General features: G+C 51.6%; 11 protein-coding genes. All 11 read right to left on the minus strand.

Features of this window, described 5'->3' with window-relative positions; translation table 11 throughout:
• Positions 1-71: 71 nt before the first annotated feature.
• The 11 genes from ACT3XD_RS10850 to ACT3XD_RS10900 all read right to left on the minus strand — a co-directional run bounded on the left by ACT3XD_RS10850 (position 72) and on the right by ACT3XD_RS10900 (position 12,635).
• Positions 72-1,469 (minus strand): GntP family permease, encoded by a 1,398-nt coding sequence (locus ACT3XD_RS10850; RefSeq protein ID WP_444280563.1) that lies wholly within the window; start codon positions 1,467-1,469, stop codon positions 72-74.
• Between the two features lie 441 nt (positions 1,470-1,910).
• Complete coding sequence (locus tag ACT3XD_RS10855; RefSeq protein WP_444280564.1) at positions 1,911-3,416, minus strand: tripartite tricarboxylate transporter permease; 1,506 nt, start codon at positions 3,414-3,416, stop codon at positions 1,911-1,913.
• A complete protein-coding gene (locus ACT3XD_RS10860; RefSeq protein ID WP_444280565.1) occupies positions 3,404-3,901 on the minus strand; it encodes a tripartite tricarboxylate transporter TctB family protein in 498 nt (165 codons plus the stop codon). Before ACT3XD_RS10860 ends, ACT3XD_RS10855 begins: the two co-directional genes overlap by 13 nt.
• 9 nt (positions 3,902-3,910) lie before the next feature.
• Positions 3,911-4,891 (minus strand): tripartite tricarboxylate transporter substrate binding protein, encoded by a 981-nt coding sequence (locus ACT3XD_RS10865; protein ID WP_444280566.1) that lies wholly within the window; start codon positions 4,889-4,891, stop codon positions 3,911-3,913.
• A gap of 73 nt (positions 4,892-4,964) precedes the next feature.
• Entirely contained in the window at positions 4,965-5,762 is a 798-nt protein-coding gene (locus ACT3XD_RS10870; RefSeq protein WP_444280567.1) for an HpcH/HpaI aldolase family protein, read from the minus strand.
• A gap of 42 nt (positions 5,763-5,804) precedes the next feature.
• Positions 5,805-6,791, minus strand: coding sequence for a tripartite tricarboxylate transporter substrate binding protein (locus tag ACT3XD_RS10875; protein WP_444280568.1), 987 nt, complete (start codon positions 6,789-6,791; stop codon positions 5,805-5,807).
• 128 nt (positions 6,792-6,919) lie between these two features.
• Positions 6,920-8,053, minus strand: coding sequence for an iron-containing alcohol dehydrogenase (locus ACT3XD_RS10880; protein WP_444280569.1), 1,134 nt, complete (start codon positions 8,051-8,053; stop codon positions 6,920-6,922).
• A 144-nt stretch (positions 8,054-8,197) separates the two neighbouring features.
• Positions 8,198-9,781 (minus strand): aldehyde dehydrogenase (NADP(+)), encoded by a 1,584-nt coding sequence (locus ACT3XD_RS10885; RefSeq protein WP_444280570.1) that lies wholly within the window; start codon positions 9,779-9,781, stop codon positions 8,198-8,200.
• A gap of 66 nt (positions 9,782-9,847) precedes the next feature.
• A complete protein-coding gene (gene araD1, locus ACT3XD_RS10890; protein ID WP_444280571.1) occupies positions 9,848-10,852 on the minus strand; it encodes an AraD1 family protein in 1,005 nt (334 codons plus the stop codon).
• A gap of 7 nt (positions 10,853-10,859) precedes the next feature.
• Complete coding sequence (locus ACT3XD_RS10895) at positions 10,860-12,122, minus strand: TRAP transporter large permease (RefSeq protein WP_444280572.1); 1,263 nt, start codon at positions 12,120-12,122, stop codon at positions 10,860-10,862.
• 9 nt (positions 12,123-12,131) lie between these two features.
• Positions 12,132-12,635 (minus strand): TRAP transporter small permease, encoded by a 504-nt coding sequence (locus tag ACT3XD_RS10900; RefSeq protein WP_444280573.1) that lies wholly within the window; start codon positions 12,633-12,635, stop codon positions 12,132-12,134.
• Positions 12,636-12,668: the final 33 nt, after the last annotated feature.

Below are 12,668 nucleotides of genomic sequence, written 5' to 3' on the forward strand. Positions count from 1 at the left end.
AAACAATCGTTATCAGTCACTAAGTACTTTTTAGTTGTATTGAAAACATACGCACCCAATCAGCTGATCAGTTAAATCAGAGTAAACACCAGCCAGGATAAGCCGAAGGCCATCAGTGATATGCCAATCGAAATCACCGTCCAGGTTTTAAGCATTGTTTTAGTATCGACACCTAGAAAACGCCCTACTAACCAGAAACCTGAGTCGTTGACATGGGAATAGCCGATTGCGCCCGCAACGATTGCCACCGCAATACAGGCTGTCGCTAATCCTGAAAGAGAGGGGTCTGCTAACACGACAGGGGCCATAATTCCCGCAGCCGTGGTTCCCGCGACGGTCGCAGAGCCTTGCGCAATACGGATGACCGAAGCGATGACGTAACCCGCCAGAATAATAGGCAAGCCATAGTTCTGAAGACTCGCAGCTAACGCATCACCGATACCGCTAGCGGTTAGTACACCACCAAACATTCCCCCAGCACCGGTAATGAGAATAATGCTGCACACCGGCGAAAGGGCTTTTTCAACGGTTTCATTAATAGAACCAATGGCCTTGCGCGCCGGCGAGCGAATCACTAATAGCCACATAGCGACACATGTACTGATCAACATGGCAATCGGTGTTTCACCAATCAGTATCAAGCCTTGCAAGACCGGGTTTTCAGCATCAACGACGCCACCTTCAGACAGCGTTGTAAGGCCGGTATTGAGAAAGATAAGTACGAGCGGCAATAACAATACTAAAAGCACGGTACGAAATGCCGGGCGTTTATCGACAGGCATTTCTTCATTACTCTCCCCCATCAGGCTGGGGACGGGTTGAAACGGCATGCGGTTAGCGAGCACAAGCGATAGACGGTAGCCCATCAAATACCAGGTAGGTAAACCGACAAGCAGCGCAATAAAAAGCACTTTCCCAATATCAACTTGAAGAAAAACCGCCGCGGCTACCGGCCCTGGGTGTGGCGGTACCAGCGCATGCATGACAAGAAAGGCACCTGCCGCCGGTAAGCCGTAAAGCAATAGCGATGCTTTAAGCTCTCGTGCCACGGAATAAATGACCGGCAGCATGACGACGAATGCCGCATCAAGAAAGACAGGGAAGCCAAATAGCAAACACGCAATTGATAAACCCAAGGGCGCTCGGCTATGCCCGAATAAGCGAATCAAGGTGTCGGATAATACTTGGGCGCCCCCTGAAACGGCAACGATTCGTCCCAGTACTGCACCAAAGCCAATCAATAGCGCAACATTGCCTAAGGTGTTACCAAAACCACCTAAGAGCGTCGGAACCAAATCTTCTCCGGTGATACCGGTCGCCAGCGCAGTGCCAATACTCACGATCACCAGTGCAAAAAAGGGATGAAGACGTATCCTGATAATCAATACCAGCAAAACAAGGATGGCGGAAGCTGCAATCAGCATCAGGGCAAGAGTGGAAGCTCCCATTGCTTGAGTGGTTTCTTGCATGGCGTTTTCCTAAGGTTTGTCGTTATTAGTGCTGCGAGTTATCGCACTTATCAAAGCAAACGCACTATAAGCAGCCAATCAATAACCAACAAATACACAAAACCCCAATTGTCGATATAATTTTAGTTATCAACACCGCCATAAAGCCTATTTTATGGGCGTAATCGAAGGGGGCGAAAATTTTCAGGTGAGACTAAAGTTGTCTGCATATGAAGGATAAATTAATGCCCTTACATCACGGAGTTACGTCTATCGAACATATAGCGGGCAGCAGGTGATTAGGCGAGCGACGGAGTACATCTGAGTATCGTGGCCCGCCATACATAAGACTCAGCCTATTGAAGCACGCCACCAACGACTTTCTACAAGCACGCTGGCGGCGTTAACGGGCGCTCTATGAGGCGCTTTTCAGCAAGCTAACAGGTAGTTTATTAATGCAGATCATGCTGATGCCCTTTCGGATTTACGCTTCTGATAGCGATAGGCTTTAATCAACAAGGGGGAGCACCACAGCAAGATGACCGCAATGCCTAGCCCTGCGCTGATGGGCCTTGCAAAGAAGCTGGTTAGGTCGCCGCCGGTTCGCAACATGGCGCTCATAAAGTTGTTTTCAACAACCGAACCCAGCACTAAACCGAGTATGGCTGGCGCCATAGGGAAGTCATTGACGGCTAGCAGATAGGCCACCAGGCCAACAATCAGCATTAACCAGATATCCACAACGCTATTATTGATAGCGAAAGCACCCACAATACAAAAGCACAAGATAATGGGCATCAATACGCGGCTGGGCGTGAGGATGAATAACTTTGATAACCTGATGGCCATATAGCCAATCGGTAGCATCATCAAGTTAGCTAATATGAACACGATGAAAAGTGCGTAGATTAACCCGCTCCCATCCATAAAAATGGTAGGCCCAGGATTCATCCCCTTCATATATAAAACGCCAATCACAATAGCGGTAATGGAATCACCCGGAATCCCGAAGACCAGAGCGGGCACCCAGGCACCACTGATACCGGAATTATTGGCCGAGCTGGCATCGACAATGCCCTCTATATTACCGGTACCATATTTGGAACTGTCTTTTGACCTGCCTTTTCCCACACCATATGAGATCCAGGCTGCGATATCTGCACCCGCTCCGGGTAATGCGCCAATCAACGTGCCAATTGAGCTACCACGCACCATATTTCGCCAATAACGCTTAATGTGCCCAGGTACATTATGGAAGACACTATCGTTATCAACGATGCCGATGGTTTTTTTCTCGGATTTTGAACCGTAATAACCCATCAGTTCATTGAGAGCAAACATACCAATCATAACGGGTATGAAATTAATGCCTGCCATAAGGTCTGGCACTCCAAACGTGAAGCGAGGAGCGCCACTCATCATATCCAGCCCTACCGTTGACAGCAGGATGCCAAAAAGCAGTGAAAGAAATGCTTTTGTTCTGGAGCCTACAGAAATAAAAATTGAGCAGCTTAACCCCAACACCGCAAGCCAAAAGTACTCGAACGCACTGAACTTGAGCGCCACCTCAGCGAGAGACTGAGCAACGACAATTAAAATAATGGTGCCGAAAATACCGCCAAAAACGGAACATACCAGATTAATACCCAGCGCTTCCCGCGCCCTGCCTTTTTTGGCCAAGGCATGCGATTCGCCCACATACGCGGCTGACGCAGGTGTGCCCGGAATATTCAGATATGTCCCTGGAATATCCCCTGCAAATATTGCCATGGCCGATGTAGTTACAATGGCTGCAATAGCAGGAATAGTATCCATATAGAAGGTTAAAGGGACTAATAGTGCGACAGCCATTGTTGCCGTAAGGCCAGGTACTGCACCCACAAATATGCCAAATAATGAAGCTGCCAAAATCACCAGTATGGTTTCAAAATTTAAAACCAGCCCTACCCCGTTCATTAAGATGTCCATGGCAGGCTACCCCCTAATAAAACCCCTTGCGGTAATGGAATAAGCAAATAGTGAGAGAAAATAAAATAAATCGCCGATGACATAACCAACGAGGTTGCCAGTGCCACATAAAGCTTTGTTTTTCTCAATAACATGAGCAAAAACATAATGATCGTAATGGTGGGCATTGCCCCTAGGTAATCGCTTGCCAGGATATAAAAGACAATCGCTACGGGTGGCAACACCATTGCCCAGCTTATTTTTTCAGGCGGCGAGGTAGCTGCCAGCGTCGACTCTTCATGTAGTTCTTGAGCGACCACTTTTCTTCTCTGCCATAGCGCATTTAAGGTAAGTACAGCGCCGCCGATGCAAAATCCCCCTCCCACAAGAGAGGGGAAAAGAGAAGGCCCATACTGAAGGCTAGGTAGCGTAGGAAATTGCTGGGCTGTGATGATTGTCACAACCCCCGCAATCATAAATCCTATGCCGGCGAAAACATCTCTCATTGTCATTCCTTAGTTAGCTAAGCCAACTTGTTCAACAATTTCACCGAGAATGCCGTCCATCTCTTCCATGAGTTGTTCGAACTCTTGTGCATTACGCCACTCAGTACCAAACCCTTGTTTGTCCATGAATCCTTGATAGGTATCGCTGTTATAAGCGGCTTCCAGGGCTTCCTCTAGGGTTGCGACGACCTCAGGATCCATATCTTTGGGACCGACAATGCCTCGCCACGCTCCTGTGTAATAGTCACTGTCAATTACCTCGCCAGCAGTGGGAATATCTGGAAAATTCGGTAAACGCTCTGGCGCCATGACCGCTAAACTTTTAACGCGGCCCGCTTCAATCATTGAGCGTGCTTCGGGTACTGAGGTTGATACGACATCAATACCGCCAGATGCCAGCTCTACCATTGCGGGAGCGGACCCTTCACTAGGTATCCAGGTAACGTGGTCGGCGGGCATATCCTGGTCCATCAAAAGACCGGCAAAGGCCAAGTGCCAGATACCGCCTTGCCCGGTACCCGAAGCATTAAAAGTACCTTTAGGCTCACTACGCATTGCTTCAACCAGCGCTTCGAGACTTCCATAAGGAGAGTCAGTAGCTACTTGTATACCGGGGGAGTCATAATTAATTTGCGCAATGGGCGTAAAATCTTCGTAAGTAAGGTCGGTTAGCCCCTGCCAATGCATGATATTCACTTCAACAGTTGCCAGCCCAAGCGTGTAGCCATCCGGCTTGGCATTAAGCATGGCCGTATGTCCAACAACGCCACTGCCCCCTGTTCGGTTAACCACGTTGACGTTCTGACCCAACTCCTCTTCCAAGGCGCGGGCAATAGTGCGCGCGGTTGCATCAGTACCGCCGCCTGCGGCCCAAGGCACAATCAGCGTAATGGGACGCTCTGGATAATCCGCCAGGGCTGAACCAGAAGCCACCATAACGGCTGCCGCTAGACTGGACGTAATAAGTGTTTTTAGAGAATGGTTTGTCATTATCATTTTAAATATCCTCTGGTAGTTGCTGGCTTACATTTTATGATTATGAAGACGGCTTAAGGCGTCTGAATCAGTACGTTCTGGTTGTCGGCTGAGAAGGCAGCTCTTTATAGCGGGCAAGCGTTGCCAGCGCCCCCTGACGAAGCAGGCTGATATCAATACCTACCGCAATAAACTGGCAGCCTAACGCCTGATAGCGGCGCGCATCCTCCTCTAACGGCGCCAAAATCCCTACCGGCTTGCCCGCCGCATGAACCGTTTTAATCACTTTCTGTATCGCACTCTGAACATCGGGGTGGCCAGGATTGCCGGGGTACCCCATGCCCACAGAAAGGTCTGCCGGACCAATAAATACCGCATCCACTCCGTCGGTGGCGGCAATGGCTTCTGCCTGCTCAACACCGTTAGGTGACTCAACCTGAACAATCAGACAAAGCGACTCATGCGCCTTATTCAGGTAGTCGTCCACGCCATCCCACCGGGTTGCGCGCACAAGCCCACCGCCCACACCGCGTATGCCATGCGGCGGGTATCGCGTCGCCCGCACCAGCGCGGCCGCCTGCTCAGCACTTTCCACCATCGGCACCATTAATGTTTGTGTGCCGATATCCAGTAACTGCTTGATCAATGCGGGGTCATGGTTAACGCTACGCACAACGGGTGCGGATGAGTAAGGCGCCACGGCCTGCAGTTGGGCCAGAATAGTGGGAACCGTATTCGGGGCATGCTCGCCATCAATTAGCAGCCAGTCGAACCCCGTGTTGGCAATTATTTCAGCGGCATATCCAGTCGCAAAGCCCGCCCAGCAACCCCACATGGGTTCGCGCTTGATCAGCATGTTTTTAAAGGGATTAGTGGGCAATTGCATACGTTGACTCCTTTGAAGAGCAGATAAAAACCACGTCGTGCCTCAGTTAGCTAAGCCAACCTGTTCAACGATTTCACCGAAGACGCTATCCATCTCTTGCATCAGCTGCCCGAACTCTTCCGCGTTACGCCACTCGGTACCAAAGCCTTGCTGATCCATAAACCCTTGATAGGTTTCACTGTTGTAAGCGGCTTCTAATGCTGACTCAAGCGTTGCCACTATTTCAGGATCCATACCTTTAGGACCGGCGATACCTCGCCACTCACCCACTTGATAGTCACTGTCAATTAGCTCATTGGTGGTAGGAATATCAGGAAAACTGGGAATACGTTCAGGCGACATGACCGCAAAGCTTTTAACGCGACCAGATTCCATCATGGAACGGCCTTCCGGCACAGAGCTGGGTACGATATCAATCCCCCCGGATACCAGTTCGACCATCGCTGGCGCCGCACCTTCACTAGGAATCCAGGTAACCTGGTCGGCGGGAATATCCTGGTCCATCAAAAAACCCGCAAAGGCTAAATGCCACACACCACCTTGACCAGTACCGGAGGCAGTAAAGGTGCCCTTAGGCTCGGTCCGTATAGCGTCGAGCAGCTCTTCAAGGCTTTCATAAGGGGAGTCTGCGGCAACCTGTATACCGGGGAAGTCATAGTTGACTTGTGCAATCGGCGTAAAATCTTCATAAGTAAGATTGGTTAGGCCCAGCCAATGCATCATATTCACTTCGCCGGTCGCCAGGCCAAGCGTGTAACCATCTGGTTTGGCATTGATCATGGCAGTATGGCCAACAACGCCACTGCCACCGGTGCGGTTAATAACGTTGACGTTCTGACCCAACTGCTCTTCCAATGCGCGGGCGATGGTTCGCGCTGTCGCATCAGTGCCCCCACCCGCAGCCCAAGGCACAATCAATGTAATAGGGCGTTCTGGATAATCCGCAAGGGCTGCGCCAGAGGCCACCATAACGGCTGCTGCTATGCTGGAAGTAAGGAGTGTCTTGAGAGAATGGTTTGTAATTGTCATATCCACTTTCCTTTAGTCGTTAACTGCCTGGATTTGATTATCGTTTTTTGAAACTGCGGGGTTCCATCCTTTATTGCTTTCCTGCCAAAAACTTTCTTTATTTCTATTAAGCTGATAAGCCCAAATTTTTAGAAAACCTCCTTAAGCATTTTGAAAAAGTCTTCCTTAGAGGGGGCTCGCGGATTGGTAGCGGTGGAGTGATCCTCTAACGCCCACTGAGCCAATTCATCTAAATGCTCTTCCATCACACCCATTTCACTCAGGCTGGAAGGCATTCCCAACTTAATATTGAGCTTTGCAAATGCTTCGGCTAAATCGTCATCCTGTGAAAGCCCCATCGCGTCTTTGAGGCGAGCAAATTTTTCCTCACAATCACGCTGGTTAAACCTTAGAACCGTCGGCATTAACACGGCATTAAGCGTGCCGTGGTGAAGTTTCAGTTCATGCAGGCCACCTAACGCATGGGATAGCGAGTGCACCGCTCCCAAGCCTTTCTGAAACGCCATGGCACCTTCCAGAGCCGCCATCATCATTTCATTTCTAGCGGTTAAATTAGTGCCATTTTCAACCGCCTCTAATAGATAGGCACTCGCACGCTTCAGGCCGTCCAATGCAATCGCTTCAGCAGGGGGATTCACTTTAGGACTTAAAAAGGTTTCCACGCAGTGAGCGATCGCATCCATACCCGTTGCGGCTGTCAAAAAAGGTGGTAAACCGAGTGTCAAACGTGGGTCGCAGATAGCCACAGAAGGGATCAGATACGGCGAAAGAAAACCCAACTTCCGGTTATCTTTCATGGTAATGAGTGAGGCGCGCCCCACCTCACTACCCGTCCCCGCGGTGGTGGGTACCGCAATAAGTGCCAGCACATCGGCATTGATCTTAGCGACCCCACCCTCAATCGCCGCGTACTGGCGTAATGGCGCGGGATGGTTAAAAAGTAAAGCGACCGCTTTAGCCAAATCAATGCTGGAACCACCGCCAACGGCCACGATGCCATCGCATTGACTTTCACGCAGGAACGTTAGCGCTTGCTCTACCGCTGCTTCCGTCGGGTTAGAGGGTGTTTCATCAAAAATGCATGCGTCATCGTCAAGCTTTGCCGATGCAATGACGCGGGAAATAAGGCCAGTGGCGCTCAAGCCCTTGTCGGTCACGAAAAGCGGCTTTTTTACCTTGAGCAGATCAAGCTCGTCGGCTAATTCGTCAACGGCGTTCTCACCGAACTGTATCTTTGTCAGGTAACTGATTATGTAAGGCATTCTGGTTTCTCATTATTATTTACATTGTGAACCAAATAGCTACTTCATAAGGTGTCATACAGCATGATGGCATGACAACATTTTATTGACTTATTTTACGGCTGCCAAGACGATTTCCGAAAACGCCTGGCAGCGCGGAAGGCCTTACGCGTGTTCGTACTCTCGCTTGCCGTCGACCAGCCGGGTTACCTTCAACGGATTGCCATCTTTTAGAACCTCTGGTAACAGCGCCATGGGCAGATCCTGATAGCACACCGGTCGCAAGAAGCGATGAATAGCCGCGCTACCCACCGAGGTGGTACGCGTATCCGACGTTGCCGGGAACGGGCCGCCATGAACCATCGCATGGCATACCTCGACCCCGGTAGGCCAGCCGTTTACCAGAATGCGCCCGACTTTTCGCTCGAGTGTGGGCAACAGGGCACGAGCAGCCTCAATGTCACCTTCATCCATCTGCAGGGTAGCCGTCAGTTGCCCTTCGAGCTGCCTGGCGACACGTTGCATCTCGCTCTCATTGCTGCATTCGATGATCAAGGAAGTAGCGCCGAATACCTCTTCCCGTAGCGCTTCACTGCGCAGAAAATCGGCCGCTGGAGTGGTATAGAGCGCCGTCTGACATTGATAGCCATCCTTGCCCGGCGTACCACGCGCGATTTCCCGGGCATTGGCACTAAGTTGCGACACCCCTTCTTCGTAGGCCTGATGGATACCCGGCGTCAGCATCGTTTGAGCGGCGCTTCCGTTCACGGCGGCACTTGCCGCTTCGATAAACGCATCCAGGCCGTCGCCTTTCACCGCAACGATCAGCCCCGGATTGGTACAAAACTGACCGGCCCCCATATTGAGCGAGCCAATAAACCCTTTACCCAGCGTCTTGGCGCGCGCATTGAGCGCTGCGGGGAATAGGAACACTGGATTGATCGAGCTCATTTCGGCGTAAACGGGAATAGGCTGAGGTCGTGTCTGAGCGGTCGCCAAAAGCGCCATGCCTCCTGCCCGTGATCCTGTAAATCCCACAGCCTGAATGTTCGGATTTGCGACCAAGGCCTGGCCAACTTCCCGCCCCGATCCAAACAGCAAGGAGAAGACGCCTTCCGGAAGCTGGCACAGGGAAACTGCTTTCTGCACGGCCTGCCCCACAAGCTCCGAGGTGCCGGGATGCGAGGAGTGCGCCTTGACGATCACAGGACAGCCGGCAGCTAGGGCCGAAGCGGTATCGCCGCCCGCCACGCTGAAAGCCAACGGAAAGTTGCTTGCTCCGAATACCGCAACGGGCCCTACCGCGATATGCCGCTGACGAAGATCAGCGCGGGGCAGTGGCTGGCGATCCGGCAGTGAAGGATCGATACGCACATCAATCCACTCACCCGAGCGAACGACGCCGGCGAAAAGACGCAGTTGGCCGCAAGTGCGCCCGCGCTCGCCGTCCAGGCGGGCGCGTGGAAGGCCGCTTTCAGCCATGGCGCGCTCGATCAACGCATCCCCTAGCGCTTCGATTTCGCTGGCAATAGTCTCCAGAAATGTCGCCCGCTCTTCAAGCGAGGTTTCTCGGTAGCTATCGAAGGCCGAACCGGCCAGCTCGCTGGCCTTTTCCACGTCCGCCTCACAGCAGCCCTTGTAGAGAGGATCCAGCATTTCACCCGTCGCAGGGTTGATGGCACGAATCTCCTTAAGCGTGCCTTCGATCCAATGCTGGCCGATCAGCGACTGTCCTTTAAGTGAACTCATAGCGTCATTCCTACCATTGTTAATCAAGATGATCGTACTTCGTTATTCAGCCGTGCCGTTTACCTCTTACAAGGCCGTTACACCAACGCTCTCGTCCGGCATCACTTTGATGCGGTTGATCAATGGCTTTGTCATCAGATCGCACTCAATGCGCATTTCGTCACCGTCCTGAAGCTTCACCGCGTCGGCGAAGCTTAGTATCGCAGCGCCGAAGAAATGCACGTGGAGTTGCCCGGGAACGCGAAACGTTGCGTATTTAAAGTGGTGATGCTCGAGGTTTTCGATCGAGTGGCACATATGCTGTTCGCCACTTGCGAACTCGTGCTGCCATACGACGGAGCCGTTACGATGAATCGAAACATTACCGCGTACTTCCTCGGGCAGCTCACCGATGACGATCTCGGGGCCGATGCTGGCATCGCGCAGCTTCGAGTGGGCCAGATAAAGGTAATTCTGTTTTTCCGTGACATGATCGGAAAACTCGTTGCTCAACGCATAGCCGATCCGAAATACCTGGCCTTGTGCATTGACGATATACACGCCCGCCAGCTCGGCTTCTTCACCACCATCAAGCGCAAAAGCGGGCATCTGAATATCCTGGTACGGCGCGCGAAGCGTATGGCCTGTTCCTTTATAGAACCATTCGGGCTGTACGCCAGGGCCTCCTCCCGCCGGTTTGCCACCCTCCACCCCCCAATCGAAGATGCGTTGAGTGTCAGTGATGGTTTCCTCGCTACTACTCTTCTCGCTCTCTTTACCGTGCATCTTGTGGCGTGGCGCTGCGCTGCCCAGGTGCGTCAGCCCAGTACCGGTAAGCAGCAAGTGGGCGGGGTCCGGGTGCATAATAGGGGACAGCAACCGGCCAGCTTCGATCATTTCGTTGTAATCAAGCGTCTCGCCCATGACGGATGCCTCCACCACATCACTCAACGAGCGACCTTCGTTGGCCGCCAGAAGTGCCAGGTCATAAAGCGATGCCGAAAGCGGGTGCAGCGTTTCTCCTTTTACCTGGGCGGCAATGACAGCGCCATTTTCGGAGCGAATCTGAACAACATAGATATTATTTTGCATATGAACCTCAACGAATTAGCGCAAGCGATAGCCAGGGCACGTAAGTCACCAGCAGCAAGGCGATTAACAAGGTAAGAAAGAAAGGTGCCGACGATCGCAGAAACTGCATGGTTCCCAACTTGGCGATATTGCAGCTGACAAACATCAGCACGCCCAGCGGCGGGGTAATCTGGCCGATAAGAAGATTGAAGAGCATGATGATGCCGAAATGGACCAGATTGATATCCAGGGAATTCAGCAAAGGAATCAGAATGGGTACTAAAACGATAATGATCGCGATGGTCTCCATGAACATTCCAATCGCCAAAAGCGCGACATTCAATAGAAGAAGCACAGCCCAAGGGTTGTCTGTAAGCCCTGTGATCCAGCCAACAACCTCCTGAGGAGCCTGCAAAATACTCAATGACCATGCCAAAGGCGCCGAAGCGGCGATAATGATCAGAATGGATGCCGCCTCTCGCGCTGTTGAAACTAACAGCTCACCCATGTCACGCCAGCCTAGAGACTTGTATACGTACTTGCCCACTAAGAATGAGTACGCAACGGCGATAGCGGCCACCTCGGTGACGGTAAACACGCCAAGTCTGAATCCCACGATAATAATGATAGGCATCAACAAGGCCCAGGCGGCGGTCTTGGCGCTGGAATAGAGCCTTTGCTTGTTGAAGCGTTCATCCTTGGGGTACTGCTTGATAATACTGATCAGCGTAATCAGAAGCGTCAGGCAAAAAGCTATCAACAGCCCAGGAAGGATACCCGCAAGAAACAGATCGCCGATCGAGATATTAGCCTGCCACCCGTAGACCACCATCAAGATCGACGGCGGAATGATCGGTGAAAGCGTAGCGGAAGACGTGGTGAGCGCGACTGAAAACCCACGGTCGTAACCATGTTTTTCCATTTGCGGTACCATTACACGAGTCGTGGCCGCACAATCGGCAAGCGAGGAGCCGGATATACCCGCCATCAGCACGCTCGACAAGACGTTCACGTGGGCGAGACCTCCTCGCAAATGACCGACCAATGATCGACAAAAACCGAAAAGCCGCTCGCTGATGCCGCTTTTATTCATGATGCCCCCCGCCAGCATGAATAGCGGAATGGCCAGTAAGGGAAACGACTCGACACCCGAGGAAACGCGCTGAGCCAGAACATTCATGGGAATGTCTAGTGCAAGGATCGCAACAATCGACGCCCCCATCATGGCGACAGCAATCGGCATTCCCAATAAAATCAGCACAAATAGAAGTAGAACGATCGCGGCTAGCATAGTGAGAACCTATATTTCATCCAACGCTGACTCGAAGACCAGAAAGTCACGCTTGAGAAAGACGTTGACGAATATGTGTAAAAGCCCAATAAAAAAGGTGATCGGCATAGCGATCGAAAAATAGGCGAGTGAAATACCCAGCATGGGAGACGTATTACGAGAGACACTCAGGCAATAGAGGTAGCCTAGATAGGTCATGTAGCCAAGCGTTACCGCCACCAGAGCAAAGATGCACACTCTAATCAATGGCCTAGCTATCTCCGGAAGGAAGTAGATAATGGAGTCAACGGTAATATGCTTCTTCTCGGCAAACGCGATGCTGCTCCCGATGAACGTAAGCCACACGATCAAGAGCCTCGAGACGCTTTCACTCCAGACAAAAGGCGTTCCCAGCACATAACGAAAGAACACCCCTGCCACGAGTAATAAGGCCATCGCACCCAGTAGCGATCCAGCAACCCACTTTTCCACTGTTAGAAGCTGGGAATCAAGACGCAGTAACACTGATTTCATAGGAATGCCTTTAGAGTTTTCAGCCCTGTCTTC

The sequence above is a fragment of the Halomonas sp. AOP7-B1-5 genome, from assembly GCF_052353045.1.
In the GTDB taxonomy this organism is placed as follows: Bacteria; Pseudomonadota; Gammaproteobacteria; order Pseudomonadales; family Halomonadaceae; genus Vreelandella; species Vreelandella colorata.